The 22,572-nt window shown below is 71.8% G+C and carries 18 protein-coding genes and 2 pseudogenes; 5 read left to right on the forward strand and 15 right to left on the reverse strand.

Annotation, left to right across the window (positions count from 1 at the left end):
- Window positions 1–108: 108 nt before the first annotated feature.
- The 8 genes and pseudogenes from cobT to ACOBQB_RS16435 form a co-directional block, all read right to left on the reverse strand.
- Entirely contained in the window at window positions 109–4,239 is a 4,131-nt protein-coding gene (cobT, locus tag ACOBQB_RS16400; RefSeq protein ID WP_423592538.1) for a nicotinate-nucleotide--dimethylbenzimidazole phosphoribosyltransferase, read from the reverse strand.
- Window positions 4,240–4,595: 356 nt separating this feature from the next.
- Window positions 4,596–5,816: a precorrin-6y C5,15-methyltransferase (decarboxylating) subunit CbiE gene (gene cbiE / locus ACOBQB_RS16405; protein ID WP_423592540.1), complete on the reverse strand. Its 1,221-nt coding sequence runs from the start codon at window positions 5,814–5,816 to the stop codon at window positions 4,596–4,598.
- A 154-nt stretch (window positions 5,817–5,970) separates the two neighbouring features.
- Entirely contained in the window at window positions 5,971–6,615 is a 645-nt protein-coding gene (locus ACOBQB_RS16410) for a GNAT family N-acetyltransferase (protein WP_205034848.1), read from the reverse strand.
- Between the two features lie 135 nt (window positions 6,616–6,750).
- Window positions 6,751–7,593, reverse strand: coding sequence for a MetQ/NlpA family ABC transporter substrate-binding protein (locus ACOBQB_RS16415; RefSeq protein WP_423592542.1), 843 nt, complete (start codon window positions 7,591–7,593; stop codon window positions 6,751–6,753).
- 2 nt (window positions 7,594–7,595) lie between these two features.
- Window positions 7,596–8,430 (reverse strand): annotated as a pseudogene (locus ACOBQB_RS16420) (MetQ/NlpA family ABC transporter substrate-binding protein).
- 87 nt (window positions 8,431–8,517) lie between these two features.
- Window positions 8,518–9,264 carry a methionine ABC transporter permease gene (locus tag ACOBQB_RS16425; RefSeq protein ID WP_423592544.1) on the reverse strand — a complete coding sequence of 249 codons (747 nt, stop codon included), beginning with the start codon at window positions 9,262–9,264 and terminating at the stop codon, window positions 8,518–8,520.
- Complete coding sequence (locus ACOBQB_RS16430) at window positions 9,261–10,319, reverse strand: methionine ABC transporter ATP-binding protein (protein ID WP_423592546.1); 1,059 nt, start codon at window positions 10,317–10,319, stop codon at window positions 9,261–9,263. The genes ACOBQB_RS16425 and ACOBQB_RS16430 overlap by 4 nt, the downstream gene beginning before the upstream one ends.
- Window positions 10,320–10,725: 406 nt before the next feature.
- Window positions 10,726–11,373, reverse strand: a complete 648-nt coding sequence (locus ACOBQB_RS16435) for an HAD family hydrolase (RefSeq protein WP_423592547.1) — start codon at window positions 11,371–11,373, stop codon at window positions 10,726–10,728.
- Between the two features lie 71 nt (window positions 11,374–11,444).
- Here ACOBQB_RS16435 and ACOBQB_RS16440 point away from each other — a divergent pair, with 71 nt between their 5' ends.
- Both ACOBQB_RS16440 and ACOBQB_RS16445 read left to right on the forward strand, forming a co-directional pair.
- Complete coding sequence (locus ACOBQB_RS16440; RefSeq protein ID WP_423592549.1) at window positions 11,445–11,804, forward strand: hypothetical protein; 360 nt, start codon at window positions 11,445–11,447, stop codon at window positions 11,802–11,804.
- Window positions 11,797–12,243 carry a hypothetical protein gene (locus ACOBQB_RS16445; RefSeq protein ID WP_423592550.1) on the forward strand — a complete coding sequence of 149 codons (447 nt, stop codon included), beginning with the start codon at window positions 11,797–11,799 and terminating at the stop codon, window positions 12,241–12,243. Before ACOBQB_RS16440 ends, ACOBQB_RS16445 begins: the two co-directional genes overlap by 8 nt.
- 83 nt (window positions 12,244–12,326) lie before the next feature.
- Here the strand turns inward: ACOBQB_RS16445 and ACOBQB_RS16450 are convergent, their stop codons facing one another.
- The 3 genes from ACOBQB_RS16450 to ACOBQB_RS16460 form a co-directional block, all read right to left on the reverse strand.
- Window positions 12,327–12,833 (reverse strand): GNAT family N-acetyltransferase, encoded by a 507-nt coding sequence (locus ACOBQB_RS16450; RefSeq protein ID WP_423592552.1) that lies wholly within the window; start codon window positions 12,831–12,833, stop codon window positions 12,327–12,329.
- A 37-nt stretch (window positions 12,834–12,870) separates the two neighbouring features.
- A complete protein-coding gene (locus ACOBQB_RS16455) occupies window positions 12,871–13,434 on the reverse strand; it encodes a sigma-70 family RNA polymerase sigma factor (protein WP_423592554.1) in 564 nt (187 codons plus the stop codon).
- A gap of 105 nt (window positions 13,435–13,539) precedes the next feature.
- A complete protein-coding gene (locus ACOBQB_RS16460) occupies window positions 13,540–14,763 on the reverse strand; it encodes a glycerophosphodiester phosphodiesterase (RefSeq protein ID WP_423592555.1) in 1,224 nt (407 codons plus the stop codon).
- A 342-nt stretch (window positions 14,764–15,105) separates the two neighbouring features.
- On the opposite strand from ACOBQB_RS16460, the gene ACOBQB_RS16465 reads away from it, so the two are divergent.
- Window positions 15,106–15,840 carry a lysophospholipid acyltransferase family protein gene (locus ACOBQB_RS16465; RefSeq protein WP_423598524.1) on the forward strand — a complete coding sequence of 245 codons (735 nt, stop codon included), beginning with the start codon at window positions 15,106–15,108 and terminating at the stop codon, window positions 15,838–15,840.
- Window positions 15,841–16,025: 185 nt separating this feature from the next.
- Here ACOBQB_RS16465 and ACOBQB_RS16470 read toward each other — a convergent pair whose 3' ends face one another.
- The 4 genes and pseudogenes from ACOBQB_RS16470 to argH all read right to left on the reverse strand — a co-directional run bounded on the left by ACOBQB_RS16470 (window position 16,026) and on the right by argH (window position 20,674).
- Window positions 16,026–17,570 carry an MFS transporter gene (locus ACOBQB_RS16470; RefSeq protein ID WP_423592557.1) on the reverse strand — a complete coding sequence of 515 codons (1,545 nt, stop codon included), beginning with the start codon at window positions 17,568–17,570 and terminating at the stop codon, window positions 16,026–16,028.
- Window positions 17,567–18,118, reverse strand: coding sequence for a TetR/AcrR family transcriptional regulator (locus tag ACOBQB_RS16475; RefSeq protein WP_423592559.1), 552 nt, complete (start codon window positions 18,116–18,118; stop codon window positions 17,567–17,569). Before ACOBQB_RS16475 ends, ACOBQB_RS16470 begins: the two co-directional genes overlap by 4 nt.
- A gap of 72 nt (window positions 18,119–18,190) precedes the next feature.
- Window positions 18,191–19,165 carry an aldo/keto reductase gene (locus ACOBQB_RS16480; protein WP_423592561.1) on the reverse strand — a complete coding sequence of 325 codons (975 nt, stop codon included), beginning with the start codon at window positions 19,163–19,165 and terminating at the stop codon, window positions 18,191–18,193.
- A gap of 79 nt (window positions 19,166–19,244) precedes the next feature.
- Window positions 19,245–20,674: pseudogene (gene argH, locus ACOBQB_RS16485) on the reverse strand (argininosuccinate lyase).
- 173 nt (window positions 20,675–20,847) lie between these two features.
- On the opposite strand from argH, the gene ACOBQB_RS16490 reads away from it, so the two are divergent.
- Both ACOBQB_RS16490 and ACOBQB_RS16495 read left to right on the forward strand, forming a co-directional pair.
- Window positions 20,848–21,435, forward strand: coding sequence for a pyridoxamine 5'-phosphate oxidase family protein (locus tag ACOBQB_RS16490; RefSeq protein ID WP_423592563.1), 588 nt, complete (start codon window positions 20,848–20,850; stop codon window positions 21,433–21,435).
- A 149-nt stretch (window positions 21,436–21,584) separates the two neighbouring features.
- Entirely contained in the window at window positions 21,585–22,565 is a 981-nt protein-coding gene (locus tag ACOBQB_RS16495; RefSeq protein WP_423592564.1) for a bile acid:sodium symporter family protein, read from the forward strand.
- The last annotated feature ends 7 nt before the right edge of the window (window positions 22,566–22,572 follow it).

Genomic DNA, 22,572 nt, shown 5'->3' on the forward strand with positions numbered 1-22,572 from the left:
GACGGTGGGGCGGCTGCTGTGATGTGCGGGTTCAGTATGGCGGGGGCGGGGCCGGGGTTCTCCCCAGCCCCGCCCCTTGCCGAGCAGTGGGGCTTCGCCCCGCGGCGGTTACTTCTCGGTGACGCCCGCCGAGTCGAACGTGGCCACCTCGTGCATCGCGCGGGCCGCGCTCTGGACGATCGGCAGGGCGAGCAGCGCGCCCGTTCCCTCGCCGAGGCGCAGGTCCAGGTCGACCAGGGGCCGCAGGCCCAGCTTGTTCAGGGCCGCCACATGGCCCGGCTCGGCGCTGCGGTGGCCCGCGATGCAGGCCGCGAGGACCTCGGGGGCGATGGCGCGGGCCACCAGGGCTGCCGCGCCTGCGCTCACGCCGTCCAGAATCACCGGCGTACGCAGGGACGCGCCGCCGAGGAGGAGGCCGACCATGGCCGCGTGCTCCAGGCCGCCGACCGCCGCGAGGACGCCGATCGGGTCCGCCGGGTCGGGCTGGTGCAGGTCCAGGGCGCGGCGGACCACGTCGACCTTGCGGGCGTGCATCTCGTCGTTGATGCCGGTGCCGCGGCCGGTGACCTCGGAGGGGTCCGTCTCCGTGTAGACGGAGATCAGGGCCGCGGACGCGGTGGTGTTCGCGATGCCCATCTCGCCGGTGAGGAGGGCCTTGTTGCCCGCCGCCACCAGGTCGCGGGCCGTCTCGATGCCGACTTCGAGGGCGGCCTTGACCTCTTCGCGGGTCAGGGCGGGGCCGATCGTCATGTCGGCCGTGCCCGCGCGCACCTTGCGGGGCAGCAGGCCCGGCGTGGCGGGCAGCTCGCCCGCCACGCCGACGTCGATGACGCAGACCTCGGCGCCCACCTGGTTGGCGAAGGCGTTGCAGACCGCGCCGCCGCCGAGGAAGTTGGCCACCATCTGCGCGGTCACCTCCTGGGGCCAGGCGGTGACGCCCTGGGCGTGCACGCCGTGGTCGCCCGCGAAGATCGCGACGGCCGCGGGTTCCGGGATCGGCGGCGGGCACATCCGGGACAGGCCCGACAGCTGCGCGGAGATGATCTCCAGCATGCCGAGGGCGCCCGGCGGCTTGGTCATCCGCTTCTGGCGTTCCCATGCCTCGCCGAGCGCCTTCGCGTCCAGCGGGCGGATGTTGGTGATGGTCTCGGCGAGCAGATCGTGCGGGTCCTCGCCGGGCAGGGCGCGACGGCCGTACGTCTCCTCGTGGACGACCCAGGACAGCGGGCGGCGCTTGGACCAACCCGCCTGCATCAGCTCGGGCTCGTCCGGGAACTCGTCGACGTATCCCACGCAGAGGTAGGCGACGACTTCGAGGTGCTCGGGCAGACCGAGGGCACGGACCATCTCGCGTTCGTCGAAGAAGCTGACCCAGCCGACGCCGAGGCCTTCGGCGCGGGCGGCGAGCCAGAGGTTCTCGACAGCGAGCGCCGAGGAGTACGGGGCCATCTGCGGCTGGGTGTGCCGGCCGAGGGTGTGGCGGCCGCCGCGGGTGGGGTCGGCGGTGACCACGATGTTCACCGGGGTGTCGAGGATGGCCTCGATCTTCAGTTCCTTGAACTGCTTCGCGCGGCCCTTGGGCAGGGACTTGGCGTACGCGTCGCGCTGGCGCGCGGCCAGTTCGTGCATGGTGCGCCGGGTCTCCGCGGACTTGATGACGACGAAGTCCCAGGGCTGCGAGTGGCCCACGGAGGGCGCCGTGTGGGCCGCCTCCAGGACGCGGAGCAGCACCTCGTGGGGGATCGGGTCGGAGCGGAAGCCGTTGCGGATGTCACGGCGTTCACGCATGACACGCAGAACGGCTTCGCGCTCGGCGTCGTCGTAGCCGGGGGCGGCGGGGCCGGGGGAGGTCACGGGCTCGGCGGCCTCGGCCTCGCCGGTCTCACCAGGCTCCCCGGTCTCACCGGGCTCGCCGTGCGGGGCGCTCTGGCCGTGCGGTGCGGCCTGGCCGGTCTGGCCGTGCTCATCGTGCTCGACGGCCTCGTCGTCCTCGTCGTCCTCGATGACGAGGAGTCCGGGGGCTTCGGCGGCGGGCAGCGCCTCCTCCGGCGTCTCGGGTGCTTCAGGCGCTTCGGCCATCTCAGGTGCTTCGGCCACTTCGGTCACTTCGTTCGCTTCGATGGGCTCGAACGAGATGACTTCGTCGGCCTCGTCCAACTCGTCGGCCGGGTCGGCCGTCTCGGGGGCGGCCGGGAACTCGTCCGGGGCCACCACCGGGGAAACAGGGGGATCAGCGACAGCCGAGGTTTCCGCCGGGGGCGCGTCCGGAACCGGCGTCTCCTGGAGGAGCTGGGCCGCTTCTGCCGTCGCCTCGCTCGCCTCGTCCTGCGGCAGCGCGGTGTCCGGCGCGGGCGCCGCTTCGGCAGCCGCTTCGGCGACCGTCGCCGCGGACTCGGTTCCGTCGCGCGGAGCGGGCACGGTGGCGGCGGGCTGCGCGGCCTCGGGGCTCTCGTCGGCGGCCGGGGCCTCGACTGGCGCGGGCTCGCTGACCATCGCCTCGGTCGGCTGTACGGGGACGGGGGCGACGCCGGGCTCCGCGGGCTCGGCCGGTGCGGCAGGCGCCTGCTGGGCCGTGAGCTGCTCGGCGTCCGGGGCGGGCTCGGTGGCCTCGGTGGCGTCCGGGGTGGGCCCGGCCTCGGCGGTCGGCTCGTCCTGCGGCACGCCGACGTGGCGCGGGGGCACCGGCGCCAGGTGGGGCGTGGTCGGCACCGAGCCCTCGACCGGCACGAACTGGCCGATGGGCATGGGCGCCTGGGCCTCGCCGAGCTCTCCGGGGAGCGACGCGTACTCCGGGGCGCCGGCGCCCTGCGGGGCGGGCGCGGCGTGCCGGGCATCGGCCGGGTGGCCGCCGTCCGGAGCGCGGCCGGAGTGGGCGCCGACGGCAGCGGCGTACGCGTCCTGGGCGGTGTCGGGGGCGAAGCCGGGCTGCGCGGCCTCGTCGGTGTGCGGAGCCGGGGCGCTGGCGCCCCACGGCTGTGCGGAGGCGACGGCGAACGGGGGCTGCCCCACACCGGCGGGCCCGGCCTCGGCGAAGGCGGGCTGCTCCCCCGCCGGGACCTGTCCGGCCTCGGCGGCGTGCGGGAAGGCGGCGGCCTCGGGGGCCGCCTGGACGCCCTGCTCCGGCAGCTCGGTGGGCAGTTCGGCGGGGAGTTCCGTGGGAGCGAGTTCCGTGGGAGCGGCTTCCGGTGCCTGCGGAGCCTCTGTGCCCTGCGGGTATGCGGCAGCGAGCTGCGGGGCTTCGGCAGCGGGCTGCGCGGCTTCGGGGGCGGGCTGCGCGGCTTCCGCCATCGACTGCGCTCCGGGAAGCCGCTTGTCCTGCGGGAACCGGGCGACCTCGGGGTCCTGCGGCTCCTGTGCCATGGCCTGCGGGGCGTGCGCCACGGGCGGTGCGACGGCCGCCGGAACGGCTGCCGGAACGACCGCCGAAACGTCCGCTGCCACGGCGGCGTCAGCCGCTTCCGGGACGTCCGGGGCGGCTGTGACGTCCGCGACGCCAGAGACATTCGTGTCAGCCGCGCCCTCTGGGACAACCGTGCCCTCTGGGACGACCGTTTCTGCTGGCGCGGCGTAGGCCGCCTGCTGCGGCTGTGGCTGTGGCTGCTGCTGCTGCGTCCACGGCGCACCGCCCTGCGGCGGGATCTCGCCGAGCTGCGGTCCCGGCAGGGCGGCGTCGTCGCGCGGGGTGTCGAAGTACTCGGGCCCGGCGGTCGGCGGCCCGGCGTGCCGGGCGGGCGCGGCCTGCTGCGGCGCCGGCGGCGTCACCGCTCCGGCGGGGCCGCGGTCGGCGAGCGAGCGCACCGGGCTGCCGGAGCTGTCGGGCACCGCGGGGCCCGAGGGGCCGTGGTGCAGCGGTCTGCGGGAGGAGCCCGCGTGGGACGCGGCCGGGGCGGCGCCGGGCATACGGACGCCGTTGAGGTCGACCGAGCCGCTGTCCCGGCCTGCCGTCTCGTGCGGGCCCGGCTGGTGAGCGGCCTGGCCCTGGTGCGCGCCGTGCGCGGCGGCCTGGGCCTCGCTCCACGCCCCCTGGGCACTCGGCATCAGCAACAGGTCGTCGTCATCGGCGGGGTTCAGCGACGGATCGGAGGCGTCAGCGGGGGCAACGGGGTCCACGAAGGTATACGCACCCGGAGCGGGGACGCCCGGCTGCTGTGCCCCCATGTCCTGCACGGGCCCGGAAGGCACACTGTTGCCTGCGCCCTCCGGCAGCCCCTCGCCCGGGACCTGGCCGGTGTCGGTCATGCGTAACCCCTCGCCCATCGGTTAGTGCTTCTTCGACCGCCCCTCAGCCTTCGGCCGGGGAGGCCCCATTGACCGGAGCGGCGCACCAACCGCCCGTCATCCTCAACGAGCGTGCGCGCCGGGCGGCACGAACCGCTTACCGGACACAGGTATTGTCCCGGTCGGCCCGCCGCCACGGCAGCTTGATCGGCCACGGCCCGCTGTGGACTGCGCCACGTTGCGCGTCCTCCGGTCTTGCCGTACCACACAGGTCCCCCAAAACGGGTGGACTTTCCGGACCTTGACCAACGAATTGCCGGGCACCCGGGTGCGGTACAACGATCGGCCAGCCTACCTCGCGCCCTGCCGCGCCAGGGTCACGGGGAACGGTCGGGGAGGCGCCCGGAGAGCAGGAATGCCACGGTCCGCTTCTCCTCCCGCCAGGCGCGGGTGTCGAGCTCCACGGACTGGAGGAGGGCGCACTCGACGGAGTATCCGTGCTCGGACAGATCCCTGCCGATGAGTTCGGCGGCGTCGCGTGTCGCGGCGTGCGTCACGATGCGCTCCGGGCGCCGGTCGGCGACCGCGGAGACGACCGCGGCTCCCCCGCCCGCGACGCGTACGACATCCGGTTCGGGCAGGTCTTCGAGGATGTGCGGGGCGACGCCGTGCACGGTCTGCGCCTGGACTCCGAAGCGGCGCACGGCGGCGGTGGTCCGGCCGAGGGCGTCGGCGTCGCGGTCGACGGCGATCACGGCGGCCCCGAAGCGGGCCGCCTCCGCGGTGAAGGCGCCACTGCCGCAGCCGATGTCCCAGACGAGGTCTCCCACGCGCGGCCCGAGGCGGGCGAGTTGGGCGGCCCGCAGCCGGTCGTTCTCCCCCTCGCCGAGCCAGATGTCCCCGCCGTACTCGGCGGCGGGCAGCGCCCAGCCGCGCGGCGACGTGGCCGGTTCGCGCCCGGCGATCCAGCCGGTGTCGGAGGAGGGCGCGGTGCGGGATCCGCCGATGACGATGACGACGTTCGGGTCGCGCCAGGTGTGGTCGGCGGCCTTGTCGGAGGTGACGACGGTGACCCGCTCGCGGTCGGTGCCGAGCTCCTCGCAGATGACGAAGGTGCGGTGGACGCCCTGGAGCAGCAGGCTCAGCTCGGCGGGTCCCGCGCCGGGCGAGGTGAGGACGGCGACCTTGGTGTGGGCGCGGCAGACGTTCACGGCGCGGCGCAGGGTGCGGCGGTGGGCGACGACGACCTCGGCGTCGTCCCAGGGCATGCCCGCGCGGGCGAACGCCTGGGCGACGGAGGAGACGGCGGGCACCACTTCGACCTCCAGGCCGAATTCGGGGGCGCGCAGGGTGCGTACGACGCCGAAGAAGCCGGGGTCGCCGTCGGCGAGGACCACGGCGGTACCGCGGTGGGCGGCGATGCGGCGGGCGGCGAGGCTCACGCTGCCGAGGCGGATCCGCTCGGCGCGGGCGGGAAGTTCGTCGAGTGCCAGGTGATGGGCGGCGCCCGCCACGAGCGTGGCGGCGCTGAGCGCGGAGCGTGCCGCGGCGGTCAGCGGCGTACCGTCCCAGCCGATCACCGTGACCCGGTCGGCCATCGTCGTCTGTCTCCTGGTTTCTCGCGGGTCTTCAGTGCGGGGCGGCGGTGGCTGCGGAAGCGACCGCGCACGCGGCCAGGGGCGAGCGTACCTGGTGGGGCTCCGGGGTGTCCGGGTCCGCGGGGGTGTGCCGGGCGCCGGGCGGGCGCGGAGTTCAGTTCCAGTCGGAGAAGGCGGAGAAACCGCTGTCGGCGAGGCTGTCGCTGACGCCTTCGAGGTCCTCGGGGAGCAGGCTCCACACGATGAGGTCGGTGCGGACCTCCAGCCAGCCGCCGAACGGGTCGCCGCCGTTTCTCATCCGCGCTATCCAGGCGCCGCGCAGGACGCCCTCGCTGATGCAGCCGATCTTCTGGGCGACCTGCTGGGCGGCGGTGTTGTCGGCGGCGGTGCGCAGCTCGATGCGCTCGAACGCCTGGTCCTTGAAGAGCCACTGGGCGGTGGCGAGCGCGGCCTCGGAGGCATAGCCCTCGCCGCGGGCCCAGGGGGCGACGACGTAGCTGAGTTCGCTGGCGCGCACCCGCCAGTCGGTGTTGCGCAGGTGTACCACGCCGACCAGGCGCTGGGTGAGGAACTCCGTGACGGCGAGGGCGATTCCGCGGCCCTCGGTGCGCTCGGCGGGGGCGAGGCGGGTGATCCAGTCGCGGGCGTCGGCCTCGGTGTAGGGCTGCGGGACGGAGGTCCAGGCGGTGACCATCTCGTCGTTCATCATCTCCGCGTACGCGGGGACGTCGGCGTCCTCGAACGGGCGCAGTACCAACCGCTCCGTGCTGATGGAGATGTCGGGGAAGGTGGTTGTCATGCGCCGCTCCGTAACCTGGAACCCTCGGGCCTGCTGAAGTGCCCAGCATGCAGCATGTCGGCGCGCGGACGCACCACGGGGTCCGCTCCTTCATCAGGAGGGGACCCCGTGGTGCGGGCGGGAACGGACTGTGCGTCAGTTCCCTTCGGCGGGCGTTCCGTCGACGGGCAGGACGGAGCCCTTGTACTTGTCCTCGATGAACCGCTTCACCTCGGGCGAGGTGAGCAGCTTCGCCAGTTTCCTCACCCGCGGGTCGTCCTCGTCGCCCTTCTTGACGACGAGGACGTTGTTGTACGGGTTGTCCTTCGGCGACTCCAGGAGGATGGCGTCCTTCTTGGGGCTGAGGCCGGCGTCGAGGGCGTAGTTGTTGTTGATGACGGCCGCGTCGAGGTCGTCGAGCGAGCGTGGCAGCTGCGCCGGGTCGAGCGGCTTGATGGTGAGCTTCTTCGGGTTGGACGTGATGTCCTCGGGCGTCGCGGTGGTGCCGGCGCCCTTCTTGAGCCCGATGAGGCCCTTGGAGGCGAGGAGCTGGAGCGCCCGGCCCTCGTTGGTCGTGTCGTTGGGGACGGCGACGGTCGCGCCCGCCCTCAGCTTCGCGATGTCGCGGGTGCCCTTCTTCGCGTACACGCCCATGGGCGGCAGGTAGGCCTCGGCGACCGGGACCAGGTCCATCTTCTTGGACGCGTTGAAGTCCTTGAGGTACGGGGTGTGCTGGTACAGGTTGGCGTCGAGCGAGCCTTCCTGGAGCGCGGTGTTCGGCGTGACGTAGTCCGTGAACTCCGTGATCTCCAGGTCGAGCCCCGCCTTCCGCGCGAGGTTCTCCTGGATGTACGTGAGGACCTCGCCGGCCGGGGTCGGGGTGGCCCCGACGACGAGCCGGTCGCCGTCGGAGCCGTTGCCCGAGTCCGCGCCGCACGCGGTGAGCCCCAGGCCGAGGGCCAAGGTGCCCGCCGCGGCGGCGATGACGGACGTACGCATGATCAGAAAGCCGCGACGACGGCGCCGTCGTACTTGTCGGCGATGAACTTCTTGACCTCGGGCGAGGTGAGGAGCTTGGCCAGCTTCTTCACGCGCGGGTCGTTCTCGTCGCCCTTCTTCACGGCGAGGAAGTTGCCGTAGGGGTTGCCCTTGGCCTTCTCGGCGACGAGGGCGTCCTTGGCGGGACTGAGCTGGGCCTCAAGGGCGTAGTTGCCGTTGATCACCGCGGCGTCGACGTCGCTCAGGGAGCGGGGCAGCTGGGCGGCCTCCAGCTCCTTGAACTTGAGGTTCTTCGGGTTCTTCGCGACGTCCTTGGGGGTCGCGTCGTAACCGACGCCCTTCTTGAGCTCGATGAGGCCGTTGTCGGCGAGGAGCTTGAGGGCGCGGGCCTCGTTCGTGGTGTCGTTCGGGACGGCGACGGTGGCGCCGGCCTTCAGCTCGCCAAGCTTCTTGATCTTCTTCGAGTACACGCCGAGCGGCTCCAGGTGCACGGTGCCGTTCGGGACGGGCACGACGTCCGTGCCGTTCTTCTTGTTGAAGTCGTCCAGGTACGGCTTGTGCTGGAAGTAGTTCGCGAAGACCTCGCCCTGCTGGACGGCGGTGTTCGGCGTGACGTAGTCGGTGAACTCGCGGACCTCCAGGTCGAAGGCCGGCCTTCTTGGCGAGGTTCTTCTGGACGTAGTCCAGGATCTCGCCCTGCGGCGTCGGGGTGGCGGCGACGACGAGCGGGCCGTCCTTGTCGCCCGCGGAGCCCTTGTCGGAGCCACAGGCGGTCAGCCCGAGGGTGAGGGCTCCGGCGGCGAGGACAGCGGTGGTGATCTTGGCGGTGTTACGCACGAAAAGTGCCTTTCTCCGTAGATGGTGCTGGTGGTGCTGGTGGTGCGGCCCCGCGTGGGTTGGCAGGGAGGTCTGCGGGGCCCCCAGTCAGCCGGTCTTGGTGGTCGACTCGGCGGCGACGGTGCCGGGCAGGACGCCGCGCAGCGGCCGGAACAGCAGCAGCGGACCGGAGCCGCCGCCGCGCTTGTGGAGCCTGCGGGCCGCGTAGTCGCCCGCGAACTGGATGATCGAGATGACCACGGCGAGGATCGCCACGGTGATCCACATCAGCTCGGTCTCGAAGCGCTGGTAGCCGTAGCGCAGCGCGAGGTCGCCGAGGCCGCCGCCGCCGACCGTGCCCGCCATCGCTGAGTAGCCGATGAGCGCGACGATCGTGGTGGTGGCGCCGGAGATCAGCGAGGGCAGCGACTCGGGGACGAGGACCTTGCGTACGACGGTCCAGGTGGAGCCGCCCATCGACTGCACGGCCTCCACGAGCCCGCCGTCGACCTCACGGATCGAGGTCTCGACCAGGCGCGCGAAGAACGGGATGGCGCCGACGGCGAGCGGCACGAGGGCGGCCTCGCGGCCGATCGTGGTGCCGGTGATCCAGCGTGTGAAGCCCATCAGGGCGACCATCAGGATGATGAAGGGCATCGAGCGGGCGATGTTCACGACCTGCCCGATGACCTTGTTCAGCACGGCGTTCTGCAACAGCGCGCCGCGCTCGGTGAGGACGAGCAGGATGCCGAGCGGCAGTCCGGCGACGACGGCGATCAGCGTCGACCAGCCCACCATGTAGAGGGTGTCCCAACAGGCCTGCTCCAGCAGGGGCCGCATCTCCGACCAGGTCACTTGGCACCTTCCTTGACCAGCAGCGTCTCGTTGCGGGGCGCGGGCACGGGGTCCTCGCCCGCGAGCTCGACCTGGAGGCCCTGCTCGCGCAGGAACCCGATCGGGACGACGTTCTCCTCGAAGCGGCCCGGCAGTTCGATGCGCATGCGGCCGACCTGCTTGCCCGCGACGGTGTCCATCGCGGCGCCGAGGATCGAGATGTCGATGTTGTACGTGCGCGACAACTGCGAGATCACGGGCTGGGTCGCGGCCTCGCCGTGGAACGTCACGTCGACGACCGTGCGGTTCTCGCCGGTGGCGTCGCCGCTGACGGGGAAGAGCGCGGCGGCGAGTTCGGAGCCGGGCGTCGCGAGGAGTTCGCTGACGGTGCCCGACTCGACGATCTGGCCGCGCTCCATGAGGGCGGCGGAGTCGCAGACGCTCTTGACGACGTCCATCTCGTGCGTGATGAGCAGGACGGTCAGGCCGAGCTGCCGGTTGAGGTCGCGCAGGAGCTGGAGGATGGAGCGGGTGGTCTCCGGGTCCAGGGCGCTGGTCGCCTCGTCGGAGAGCAGCACCTTCGGGTCGCCGGCGAGCGCGCGGGCGATGCCGACGCGCTGCTTCTGGCCACCGGAGAGCTGCGCCGGGTAGGACCTGGCCTTGTCGGCGAGGCCGACGAGGTCGAGGAGTTCGAGGGCCTTGCGGGAGCGCTCCTGACCGGAGAGGCCGAGGATTTCGAGCGGCAGTTCGACGTTGTCCTGCACGGTGCGCGAGGACAGCAGGTTGAAGTGCTGGAAGACCATGCCGATGCGGCTGCGGGCCCGGCGCAGCTCCTTGCCCGCGCGCGGACCGCGTCCGGCCAGGGCGGTGAGGTCCTGACCGGCGACGGTCACGGTGCCGGAGGTGGGGCGCTCCAGGAGGTTGACGCAGCGGATGAGGGAGGACTTGCCGGCGCCGGACTGGCCGATGACGCCGTACACCTCGCCCTCGCGGACGTGCAGGTCGACTCCGTCGAGGGCGGTTACTTCACGACCGCGTGAGCGGTAGACCTTGGTGAGGCCGGAAGTGGTGATCACAGGGGTTTCCGTCACTGTCGAGTGCGCGGCGCGGGTGTCGCCGGGCACGGGGCATTCGTTCGGAACGCGGCACGGTTCTCGCGGTGGCGAAAGGAACCGGAGGACGTGTGCGCGGGGCAGGCTCGCTTCCTACGTCAGTACGGCTCTTCGTCGCGTACGTCGTGCAGGGGCGGGGCACAGCGGCTTCGCTTCGGGGCGCGAGGCTCTTCGTGGTGCGGGGGCCCTCAGAAGGCGCACATTCGACACATACAACGAGCACCGGGCGTCATCGTCGCCTCGGTCGCAAGGGTGCGGCTGCTCGTCGTGGTCATGGGCCCAAGTAAAACACGCGTGAGGTCGCCGTCCGCCACCGCTGTCCGTATAGCGGACAGCGGTGGGACGGGGACAGGCGGTGCGGGCGGGACGCTCAGCCGGCGACGGTGATCTCCACGACACCGGCCGTGGCCTGCGCGGACACGGCGGAAAGGTCCTTGACCAGGACGTCCGCGGACAGCTCGGAGGCGTCGTGGGTTGTGGCCAAGGCCACGGTGGTCATGCCCGCGGCCCGTCCGGCCTGAAGGCCTGCCGGGGCGTCCTCGAAGACCACGCAACGCGCCGGGTCGGCGCCCAGTTTGTCCGCGGCGAGCAGGAAGGGCTCGGGGTCGGGCTTGCCGCGCGTGATGTCGTCGGCGGCGATCAGCAGGCCGGGCCGGATGCCGACCTCGGCGAGCCGGGCCTCGGCCAGGACGCGGGTCGCGGAGGTGACCACGGCCCAGCGGTCCATCGGCAGCGACTCCAGGAGCTCGCGGGTGCCGGGCAGCAGCACGACGCCGTCGGCCACGTCCGAGACCTCCAGCTCCTCGATGCGGGCGACGGCCCCGGGGACCTTCTCCGGGGGCAGCAGGTCGGCGGCTATCTCGGCGGCGGGGCGGCCGTGCAGTTCGACGCGGGCGAATTCCTCGGCGGTGATCCCGTACTCCCGCGCCCACTGTGTCCAGCAGCGGTACACCGACTCCAGGGAGGAGACGAGGGTGCCGTCGTTGTCGAACAGGAGCGCTTCAGCCTGGATCTTCATGGTGTCCGAGCGTACGGGGCGCCCCGGGGGCAGGCGCATCGGGTCAAAGGGCCCGTAATAAAGTCACGGGCATGCTTGTTCCCCTGACGATCGCGACCGCCGTGGCCGCGCTCGCCCTCGCCGCCTGGTGCGGTTTCGCCGCCTACCGCGACCAGCCGACCAAGGACTGGCACTTCATCGGCATGGGCGTGGTGACCCTCCTCGCGCTGGTCCAGCTGATCGTCGGCATCGTCCGGCTCGCGCGCGGCGAGGACCCGGAACAGGGCACGACGATCTTCGTGGCGTATCTGCTCGGCTCCCTCGCGTGCGTCCCGGCGGCGGGCTTCATGTCGCTGGCCGAGCGCACGCGCTGGGGCTCGGTGACGGTCGCCGCGGGCGGCGTGGTCCTCGCCGTGCTCCAGGTACGGCTCTACGACATCTGGGGTGGCTGAGGTGGCGGGCACCAAGGGAAGCGCGCAGGCCGACGGCCGCCAGAAGCTGATCACGGGGCCGGGCATCCTGCTGCTGTGGCTGTACGGAGTGATGGTCGTCGGCGCGGTGTCGCGCTCGGCGGTACAGATCTCGACCGACTTCGACAAGGCCCCCCTCGCGTACTCGCTGTCCGCGCTCGCGGGCGTCGTCTACGGCTTCATCACGTACTCGCTGGTGCGCGGCGGGGACACGGCCCGCAAGGCGGCGCTGGTGTGCTGCGCCGCCGAACTGGTGGGCGTGCTGGCCGTGGGCACCTGGACGCTGGCGGAACCGTCCGCCTTCCCGGACGCCACGGTGTGGTCGGACTTCGGGATGGGCTATCTGTTCATCCCGGTGATCCTGCCGGTGACAGCGATCTTCTGGCTGGTGAGGGCGCGGCGGGCGGGGCGCCGACGGTGACCTGACGGCCGGGCGACGCGAAGGCCCCTCGGTCGGAGGGGTGTTCGCGTCGGCCGGCCGGCGTCGGGGGGCCGACGGCTTCGCTAGGCGCTCGCCGCGTACGCGCGCGTGTCGGAGTCCTTGGCGAGGGTCACGACGGTGAGCCGGTCGTTGACCCGCTGGGTCTTCACGGGGGCGTAGCCGTGCTTGCGGTAGAGCTGGAGGTTCTGTTCGTTGCGGTGGCCGGTGAAGAGCTGGAAGCTCTTGGTCGTGCTGTCCGCGCCGAGCTGCCGCTCGATCGCGTTCAGGAGCCGGCCGCCGAGGCCGTGCCGCTGCATGCGGGGGTGGACGATGAGCTTGCCGATCCGCGCCGTGCCGTCGGTGTCGACGGTGCCACGCACGGAGGCCACCACCTCGTCGCCGAGCCGGGCCACCAAGACGGTGTCGGAGGCGACTTCGGCCTTGACGGAGTCGAGGGACTGGGTCAGCGGCTCGATCGAGTAGTCGCCGTAGAGCTCGGCCTCGCTCTGGTAGCAGAGGTACTGCAGTTTCAGGATCTGCTCGGCGTCCGCTTCGGACACCGCCTCCGAGATGGTCACGCTCATGCCCATGTGTGCATGCCTCCCGCTCACCTGCTCCACCGGTTGTCTAACGCTCCTTTCCCCGCGGTTCAGGAGCTGCAACCTCCGCCGCCAGCATTCTGCGCAGGCATCCGAGGCATCGGGAACGTTCCGGCCCCAGGCTGCCCTGTGACATTCCCAACTCCCCTGCGATCTCCCGGTAGGTGAGGTCCTTGGGGGACAGCAGCGCCGCCAGGAGGCGGGGGCAGCGGCCGGGCAGCCTGCGCACCGCGGCGTGCAGGGTGCGGTGCCGGTCGGCGGTCAGGGCGCGCTGCTCGGGGCCGCGGTCGGCGTCGTCGGCGGGCTCGGCCGCGTACGCCACCTCGTGCCGGCTGGCGCGGCGGCAGCGGCGCGCCTCGGACCGGACGGCGCCGCGCAGCCACAGCGCCGGGTCGGTGGGCGGGCCCTCGGACTGCAACCGCTCCAACAGGCGCAGCCAGACGGCCTGTTCCAGGTCGCCCGCGTCGGCGCCGGAGTCGAGTGCCTCCGCGGAGGCCTCGGCGGCGAGCAGCGGACGGAGGGTGGGGATGAGCGTAGGGCTGAGCTGGGGGCTGAGCTCGGGGCTGAGCGTGGGGATGGGCTCGTACGTCATGCACGGCGGGACGCGGCCGCTCCGGCGGAAGGTTTCCGGAGCGGCCGTCTCTCACCCCAACCGGGGGCGGGCCCTTCGCCGTTGACGAGCGGGGAGCCGTGTCGTTCAGTCCCTGTTGAAGTCCGCGGCGGCCAGCAGCGCGGTGTCCGGGTTGTCGGAGAAGATGCCGTCGATGCCCGTCTCGAAGTAGGTCTTGAAGGCGCCGAAGGCATCTCCGTAGGCGGCCGGGTCGGTGCCCTTCCTGAAGTTCGCGGGCAGGAAGGTGTTCTCGTTGCGCATCGTGTACGGGTGCAGGATGAGGTCCGCCGCGTGCGCGTCCTCGACGAGCGTGGTCGGCGTGCCGAGGCTGCCGTCGGCCTTCTTCGGGATGATCAGGTCGAGCGTCGGACCGATGCCCTGCGCGAAGCGCGCCATCCACTCCAAGCCCTCGGGCTTGATCAGGTCGGCGACGGTACGCGGGTCGCCCGCCTCGACGAAGTCCCACGGCCGGGAGTTCGCGCTCGACAGGAGCACGACGCGGGGCGCGGCGACGAGCTTGGCCAGGCGCTGGATGCTGCCGGGCTCGAAGGACTGGAGGAAGTTCGGGGAGTTCTTCTTGTGGCGGCCGTAGCGGCGCAGGAGCTTGGCGAGCGGCTCTTCGAGGCCGAGACCCAGCTCGCGGAAGTAGGTGGGGTGCTTGGTCTCGATGTGCAGCCAGACCGGCTTGCGGCGCTTGCGGCCCTGCTGCTCGGCCCACTCGAAGACCTCTTCGAGGGTGGGGATGTCCCAGCGGCCGTCGTAGAGGGTGTTGTGCCGGCGGGTGCCCGGGATGCGCTCCTTGGCGCGCAGCGTCTTCAGCTCGGCGAGCGTGAAGTCCTCGGTGAACCAGCCGGTGAGCTTGGCGCCGTCCACGGACTTGGTGGTCTTGCGGGAGGCGAACTCGGGGCGCGCGGCGACGTCCGTCGTCCCGGTGATGTCGTTCTCGTGACGGCATACGAGATGACCGTCCTTGGTGGGCACGATGTCCTGCTCGATGACGTGGGCGCCCATGTCCAGGGCGAGCTGGTACGAGCCGAGCGTGTGCTCGGGCCGGTAGCCGCTGGCCCCTCGGTGCGCGACGACGGTCGGCTTCGGCAGGCTCTCGTACCCGCCGTGGCCGTTGTCGTGGCCGTGGCCGTGTCCAGGGCCGCGGCGCTCGTCGGCTCTCGCCACTCCCGGCAGGCCGACCGCGGCGGTGCCCGCGCCGAGGAGCGCCGCTCCCAGTACCGCTCGACGCCCCCGGCTCGTTCCCGGCTGCTGACCCGACCCCTGCTGACCCGATTCCTGCTGACCCGATTCCTGCGTCGCCATGGGCGCTCCTCCCGCTGTGCATCCGCCTTGCACCTGACAAAGCGGGACTGATCGTAGGTGGCCGCGAGTGACGTATGGGAGACCCTGGGCCGAACGGCGGGGTGACGCGGCATGGCGAGTGGGCGCACCGTGGAGGCTGCGGCCCGTGCGGAACGGCCGCTACGCACAGAGAAGTGTGTGGGTGACAAGCACCACTACTTCGGGCCACACCGGTCCCACGGGGATACGGTCGTCGCAGGGGCCACGACCCGGAGCGACGTGGCGCAGAGCCGTGTCAACACTGCGTATCGGGTGCGTGAACCCGATGTGCAAACGGCGGTGACCCGCGAGTATCGTCCTCACCTGCACTTACCTGCACTTACTCGTCACCTGCTCGTCGTCGACCCGTTGACACCGGAGGGCCTGTTGTCCCGTCTAGCGCTCATCAAGGCAGTGCTCGGACCGATCTTGCGCCTGATGTTCCGCCCACGGGTAGAAGGCGCCGAGAACATTCCCGGGACCGGGCCCGTCATTCTGGCCGGAAACCACCTGACGTTCATCGACTCGATGATCCTGCCGCTCGTGACCAACCGTCCGGTGTTCTTCATCGGCAAGGACGAGTACGTCACCGGCAAGGGCCTCAAGGGCCGCCTGATGGCGTGGTTCTTCACGGGCGTCGGCATGATCCCGGTGGACCGGGACGGTGGGCGCGGCGGGGTCGCGGCGCTGATGACCGGGCGGCGCGTTCTCGACGACGGCAAGGTCTTCGGCATCTACCCCGAGGGCACGCGGTCGCCCGACGGACGGCTGTACCGGGGCCGTACGGGCATCGCGCGGCTGACGCTGATGACCGGTGCGCCGGTCGTGCCGTTCGCCATGATCGGCACGGACAAGCTTCAGCCCGGCGGCAAGGGGCTGCCGCGGCCGGGGAAGGTGAGGGTGCGGTTCGGTGAGGCGATGGAGTTCTCGCGGTACGACGGGATGGACCGGGACCGGTATGTGCTGCGGGCGGTGACGGACTCTGTGATGACGGAGGTCATGCGGCTGTCCGGGCAGGAGTATGTGGACATGTACGCCACTAAGGCCAAAGCGGCGTAGTCCTGCGGGGCTTGGGCGGTTTGTTGGTGCGCCCGCGTCGGTGTGGGGGGCTTTGCCCTCCGGGCCGGGGCGGGCGTTCTGTGGTTTTGGGGGGTGGGCGTTGCAGGGGGGCGGGGCGGGGTGGTTCGTCCGCGGGCTGGTTGTGGTTGCTCGCGCCGTTCCCCGCGCCCCTTACGGGGAGGGCCTCAGTCGGGGGATGGGCTTTCTTCCAGTTTCTGGCCCTTCAGGAGGAACCATGCCGCTACCGCCGTCGCCAGGAGGACCACCGCGCCGGCCGTCGCCGCCAGTCTCAGGCCGTCCACGAAGGCCGTCTGGGCCGCTGCCAGGATCGCGTCCGCCTCGTGGGGCGGCAGGGCCGTCACCGATTCCACCGCGCCGCCCAGCGATTCATGCGCGGCTGATGCCACTTCCGGTGGGGTCCCGGCGGGCGCCCTGAAGTCGCGGTAGACGCCGGTGACGATGGAGCCGAGGAGGGCGATGCCGAGCGCCGCGCCCAGTTCGTACGCCGTCTCAGAGACCGCGGAGGCCGCGCCCGCCTGCTCCTTGGGGACGCTGGAGAGGATGACGTCGGCGGTCACCGTGAACGAGAAGCCCGCGCCGATGCCGACGACCAGGAGCGAGGCACCCAGCAGCGGGTAGCCGGTGTGCTGGCTCAGGCCGGTGAGCGCGGCGAGCGCGAGGCCCACCGCCGCGAGGCCGCCCGCGACCACGACGCGGACGGAGAAGCGCCGCGCGACCACGCCCGCGATCAGGCCCGCCCCCACCGCGCCCACCGCGGCCGGCAGTTCGGCGAGGCCCGCCTCGAACGGCCGCCTGCCCTGTACCAGTTGCAGGAACTGGGAGAGGAAGAAGACCAGGCCGGAGAGGCCTAGGACGGTCAGCAGGTCGGCGAGCACCGCCCCGGAGAAGCCCCGGTTGCGGAAGAGCCGCATGTCCAGGAGCGGCGCCGGGAGGGTCAGTTGGCGGCGTACGAACCAGGTGAGCGCCGCCGCGCCGACGACCGCGGCCACCACGACGTCCCAGCGCAGACCGTTCGCGGCCGCCTCCTTGATGGCGTACACCACGGCGATCATGCCGATGAGCGAGAGCACGACGCTGATCAGGTCCCAGGGGCCCGGCGCCGGGTTCTTCGACTCGGGCAGCAGCTTGATGCCGACGATGACGAGTACCGCCATCACCGGCAGGTTGATGAGGAAGACCGAACCCCACCAGTAGTGTTCGAGCAGGAAGCCGCCGATGACGGGTCCCACGGCGGCGCCCGCGGACGCCATGGCGCCCCAGATGCCGACCGCGAGGCTGCGCTCGCGCGGGTCGTGGAAGATGTTGCGGATCAGCGCCAGCGTCGACGGCATCAGGGTCGCGCCCGCGACGCCGAGCAGCGCGCGGGCCAGGATCAGTAGCTCCGGGCTCGTGGCGTAGGCGTTGAGGACGGAGACCGCGCCGAAGGCGACGGCGCCGGTGAGCAGCAGTTTCTTGCGGCCGATACGGTCGCCGAGGCTGCCCATGGAGACCAGCAGGCCGGCGATGACGAAGGAGTAGACGTCGCCGATCCACAGCAGCTGGGTGCCGGAGGGCTTGAGGTCCTCGCTGATGTACGGCGTCGCCAGGCCGAGCACGGTCGCGTCGACGGCGACCAGGAGTACGGCGAGGACGAGGACGGCGAGCGCGAGCCAGCGGCCGGGGCCGCGCTCCACGTCCGCCCCGGCGGCCCGATGGTGGGTGCTGGTCATGACTCCACTCTCCGCCGTGCGCCGCCGATCAGCAGCTCGGAGATCATGTACGAGACGTCCTTGGCCGCCACCCGGCCGTCCTGCACGGCCCAGGCGCCCGACCCGATGAGCCCGTAGAGCGCCTCGGTGAGCCAGGCGGGGGTCAGGTCGATGCGGAACTCCCCGCTCTCCTGGCCGCGCCGGAAGAGCGCGGCGAGACGGGCGTCGATGCGGGACCAGCCCTCGTTCTGCGTCTCGCCCTCGAAGAGCTGGTTCTCGGTGTAGAGGAACGCGAGGAGTCCGGCGGCGGGCTCGATCTCCTGCACCAGGCGCCGCAGGGCCTCCTGTGCGCTGCCGTCCCCGAGTCCGGCCCGGTCCAGCGCCGCCTCGCACTCCTGGAGCCCCAGGTCCTCCAGGGCGCGTACGAGGGCGTCGCGGCCCGCGAAGTGGCGGTGGAGGGTCGCCCGGCTGATCCCGGCGGCGCGGGCGACCTCGTCCATGGTGGAGGTGGATTTGCGGGTGAGCAGGGCCGCGGCGCTGCGCAGGACCTGGTCGCGATCGACAGACATGAGACAACCATAAGCCCTTTGAGACAGTTACGTCTCAGGATGGGTCAGGCATCAGGCCTCACCGCCGCGTGGTCAGTGCCAGGGAAGGCTGGCCCGGCGCGTCCAGTACTCCCGCGGCTCCTCCACCAGGCCCGCGAGCCGCTCCAGGCGGCCCGCGTCCAGGTCGACGGCGGCCGCGTGCAGGTTGGAGACGAGCTGGACCGCGGTCGCCGCCCCGGACAGGACGACCCCCGCCCACGGTTCGCGGAGCGGGGCGGCGAGCGCCACCGCGTCGCACCCGAGCCCCGTCTCCTCGGCGACCTCGCGCAGCGGTGCGGGGGCGTGCGGGGCGGCGAGGCGGCCGTTGGCCATGCCCTCCTTGACGATGACGGTGAGACCCGCCTCGTGCGCCTCGGCGAGCGCGGGCCCCGCCGAGGTCTCCAGGAGGTTGTACGTGGCCTGGACGGTACGGAAGAGCGGCTCCCCGTCCACGGTGACCTCAAGGGCGGCGCGGATCGCCGCCGCCTGTTCGGGACCGCTCACGGAGAGGCCGACGGTCACGCCCTCGTCGGCCAGCGCGGCGAGGCGCGCGTGGAGTTCCTTGTCGGTGAGCACCGGGCTCTCGGGGGTGACGGAGTGGACCTGGTAGAGGTCGAGCCGGTCGCCGAGCAGATCGGCACTCTCGGCGCGCTGCCGGTCGTAGGCGGCGGCGCTGTGGTCCTTGACCTCGTGCGGGCCGTCGACGTCGGTACGCCAGTCGGCCGTATACGTATAGCCCCACTTGCTGCCGACGACGACATCGCGGTTGTCGGGCCTCGCGTGCAGCCAGTCGGCGAGGAATTCCTCGGAACGGCCGTACGAACGCGCCACGTCGACATAGCGGACTCCCGACGCGTACGCGGCGTCGAGGAGTTCGAAGGTGCGCTCGCGCAGGGCCTCGACGCTGCGGGACGGCGGCAGGTCGCTCTCGCGGCCCAGCGTGATGTAGCCGGGCCTGCCGACGGCGGCGAGGCCGATGCCTATGTGCGCGGTCGGGGTCGTGGCTGCGGCCAGCCGGGCGAAGGGCATCGCGGGCTCCTCGTGGTCGTGACGGATCTTCCCGTCGCCAACGTAACCCGCGCGGCCCTCCGTCACCCCCGCACGGCCGTCACTTCCGCGCCGCCGCCCACTCCCGCTGCGCCGCCAGGTCCGCCTTGACCTCGGCGAGCTGGACCGCGACGGCGGACGGGGCGGTGCCGCCGCGGCCGTCGCGGGAGGCGAGGGCGCCCGGCACGTTCAGGACCGTGCGGACCTCGGGGGTGAGGTGCTCGGAGATCGCGGCGAACTGCTCGTCGGTGAGGCCGTCCAGCTCCTTGCCCTCGGCTTCGGCGACCTTGACGCACTCCCCCGCGACCTCGTGCGCGACGCGGAACGGCACGCCCTGCCTGACCAGCCACTCGGCGATGTCGGTGGCGAGCGAGAAACCGGCCGGGGCCAGCTCCTCCATGCGCTCGCGGTGGACGGTGAGCGTCGCCATCATGCCGGTGAAGGCGGGCAGCAGGACCTCCAGCTGGTCGCAGGAGTCGAAGACCGGCTCCTTGTCCTCCTGAAGGTCGCGGTTGTAGGCGAGCGGCAGGGCCTTCAGGGTGGCGAGGAGCCCCGTGAGGTTGCCGATCAGGCGGCCCGACTTGCCCCGCGCCAGCTCGGCGATGTCCGGGTTCTTCTTCTGCGGCATGATCGACGAGCCGGTCGAGAAGGCGTCGTGGAGGGTGACGAAGGAGAACTCCTTCGTGTTCCAGATGATGATCTCCTCGGCGATCCGCGAGAGGTTCACGCCGATCATCGCGGTGATGAAGGCGAACTCCGCGACGAAGTCACGGGAGGCCGTGCCGTCGATGGAGTTGGCCGCGCTGCCGTGCTCGAAGCCGAGGTCCGCGGCGACCGCCTCGGGGTCGAGGCCGAGCGAGGAACCCGCCAGCGCCCCCGAGCCGTACGGCGAGACGGCCGTCCGCGCGTCCCACTGCCGCAGCCGCTCCGCGTCCCGGGAGAGGGACTGGACGTGCGCGAGGACGTGGTGGGCGAAGAGCACCGGCTGGGCGTGCTGGAGGTGCGTGCGGCCCGGCATGGCGACGTCCGGGTGCGCCTCGGCGAGGCCGACGAGCGCGCCCTGGAGGTCGGCGATCAGGCCGCCGATGATTCGCGCGTGGTCGCGCAGGTACATCCGGAAGAGCGTGGCCACCTGGTCGTTGCGCGAACGCCCGGCCCGCAGCTTGCCCCCGAGGTCGGGGCCGAGCCGCTCCAGGAGACCTCGCTCCAGGGCGGTGTGGACGTCCTCGTCGGCGATGGTGCCGACGAACGAGCCGTCGGCCACATCGGCTTCGAGACGGTCGAGCCCGGCCAGCATGCGGGTCAGTTCACCCTCGGTGAGCAGGCCCGCCTTGTGCAGCACGCGCGCGTGGGCGCGGAGCCGGCGATGTCGTACGGCGCGAGGCGCCAGTCGAAGTGGACCGACGCGGACAGCTTGGCCAGGGCCTCGGCGGGCCCGTCGGCGAACCGTCCGCCCCAGAGCCGAACGTCACCGCCGTTGTTGCTGCTCACTGCACGTGCTCCTCAGGGCTGTCGCTTGCAGGTTCACCGATACGCGATACGCGATACGCATTGCGCACTATGCATGAGTATGCAGAACGCTGCATGATTCGTCAATCACCCCTCCGGGACGGTTTCTCTAAGTAATTAGACAGCCGAATGATTCTGTCGATAAGTTCGGCACCATGGGAAAGACCTACGAACGCATAGACGGCCGGCTGCGCACCTTCATCGAAGAACAGCCGATGTTCTTCACGGCGACCGCTCCTCTCTCCGGTGACGGCACGATCAACCTCTCCCCCAAAGGCCTCAAGGGCTCCTTCGCGATCGTCGACGAACTGACCGTCGCCTACCTGGACTTCGCGGGCAGCAACGCCGAGACCATCGCGCACCTGCGCGAGAACGGCCGCATCACGCTCATGTGGTGCGCCTTCCAGGGACCGCCCAACATCGTGCGGGTGCACGGCCGCGGCGAACCCGTCTTCCGTGACGACCCGCGCTTCAAGGATCTGCTCGGCCACTTCCCCGACATCGACCCCACGCCGCACGGCCTGCGCGCCATCATCCTCGTGCGGGCCGATCTCGTCCGGGACACCTGCGGCTACGCGGTGCCCTTCATGACGTACGACGAGGACCGCGACCTGCACAGCAAGCGCTTCGCGCGGGAGGACGACGCCTCGCTGAGCGCGTACTTCGGCAAGAAGGAGTACATCGCACAGAGCATCGACGGCCTTCCCGGGCTGCCGCTTCCGCTGCCGCCCTCCAGCGTCTGAGCCATGCGTCCGGGAGCCGTCGCCCGCGCCGCCGACCCCCCGCTCGCCGCCCTCGCGCGGTACTGAGGCCGACGGTTCGGCTCTGCGTGTAGCGACCACATATCGAGACGGGGTTGCACGTGCGCGGGGCCGGAGCGTTGCATCGCGCCGTGCGACCCGAACAGACGATCCCTCACCCCGCCGACGACACGAGCGGCGCCGACAAGGCCGCCCGCCGTGCCGTGACCGTCTTCCCCGTCCTCGTCCTGGCCGCCGGCGCCGTCGGTCTCGCCGTGCCGGGGACGTTCGAAGGGTGGGGCACGAACGTCCCGTACCTGTTGGGCGTGGTGATGTTCTGCATGGGGCTGACCATGACCCCGCTCGACTTCCAGGGCGTGGTCAAGCGGCCCTGGGCGGTGGCGCTCGGGCTCGTCGCTCACTATGTGATCATGCCCGGTCTCGGCTGGCTGATCGCCCACGCGCTCGGCCTCTCCCCTCAGTTGGCGGCCGGGGTGATCCTGGTGGGCTGCGCCCCGAGCGGCACCGCGTCCAACGTCGTGACGTATCTGGCGCGCGGCGACGTGGCGCTGTCCGTGTCGGTCGCCACCGTCTCGACCGTCCTCGCGCCGCTGGTCACGCCGCCGCTGACGCTGCTGCTCGCGGGCGAGTACCTGCCCGTAGACGCGGGCTCGATGGTCACGGACATCCTCAAGACCGTGCTGCTGCCGGTGCTCGCGGGCCTGGTCGTGCGGCTGCTCTTCGGGCGGTACGTCGACCGGGTCATCGGCGCGCTGCCGTGGCTGTCGGCGCTGACCATCGCCGCGATCGTGGCGATCGTGGTCGCGGGCAGTGCCGCGGCCATCAAGTCGGCCGCGGCACTGGTGTTCCTCGCCGTGTTCCTGCACAACGGCCTCGGCCTCGCGCTCGGTTACGGCGCGGGCAAGCTGGCCCGCCTCGGCCCGCCCGCCTCCCGCGCCATGGCCTTCGAGGTCGGCATGCAGAACTCCGGCCTCGCGGCGTCCCTGGCCACGGCCCACTTCAGCCCGCTGGCCGCGCTTCCCTCGGCGGTGTTCTCGGTGTGGCACAACGTGTCGGGGGCGCTGGTGGCGGCGTGGATGGCGCGCAGGAGCGCACGCCCCTCCGGCAGCTGAGGACCAG

The organism is Streptomyces sp. G5(2025), assembly GCF_049542075.1.
GTDB lineage: Bacteria > Actinomycetota > Actinomycetes > Streptomycetales > Streptomycetaceae > Streptomyces.

Bases quoted from the DNA above. Each gene is read 5' to 3' on its own strand.
- cobT (WP_423592538.1), bottom strand. From the start codon at position 4,239: ATGACCGACACCGGCCAGGTCCCGGGCGAGGGGCTGCCGGAGGGCGCA.
- cbiE (WP_423592540.1), bottom strand. From the start codon at position 5,816: ATGGCCGACCGGGTCACGGTGATCGGCTGGGACGGTACGCCGCTGACC.
- ACOBQB_RS16410 (WP_205034848.1), bottom strand. From the start codon at position 6,615: ATGACAACCACCTTCCCCGACATCTCCATCAGCACGGAGCGGTTGGTA.
- ACOBQB_RS16415 (WP_423592542.1), bottom strand. From the start codon at position 7,593: ATGCGTACGTCCGTCATCGCCGCCGCGGCGGGCACCTTGGCCCTCGGC.
- ACOBQB_RS16435 (WP_423592547.1), bottom strand. From the start codon at position 11,373: ATGAAGATCCAGGCTGAAGCGCTCCTGTTCGACAACGACGGCACCCTC.
- ACOBQB_RS16440 (WP_423592549.1), top strand. From the start codon at position 11,445: ATGCTTGTTCCCCTGACGATCGCGACCGCCGTGGCCGCGCTCGCCCTC.
- ACOBQB_RS16450 (WP_423592552.1), bottom strand. From the start codon at position 12,833: ATGGGCATGAGCGTGACCATCTCGGAGGCGGTGTCCGAAGCGGACGCC.
- ACOBQB_RS16455 (WP_423592554.1), bottom strand. From the start codon at position 13,434: ATGACGTACGAGCCCATCCCCACGCTCAGCCCCGAGCTCAGCCCCCAG.
- ACOBQB_RS16460 (WP_423592555.1), bottom strand. From the start codon at position 14,763: ATGGCGACGCAGGAATCGGGTCAGCAGGAATCGGGTCAGCAGGGGTCG.
- ACOBQB_RS16470 (WP_423592557.1), bottom strand. From the start codon at position 17,570: ATGACCAGCACCCACCATCGGGCCGCCGGGGCGGACGTGGAGCGCGGC.
- ACOBQB_RS16475 (WP_423592559.1), bottom strand. From the start codon at position 18,118: ATGTCTGTCGATCGCGACCAGGTCCTGCGCAGCGCCGCGGCCCTGCTC.
- ACOBQB_RS16480 (WP_423592561.1), bottom strand. From the start codon at position 19,165: ATGCCCTTCGCCCGGCTGGCCGCAGCCACGACCCCGACCGCGCACATA.
- ACOBQB_RS16490 (WP_423592563.1), top strand. From the start codon at position 20,848: ATGGGAAAGACCTACGAACGCATAGACGGCCGGCTGCGCACCTTCATC.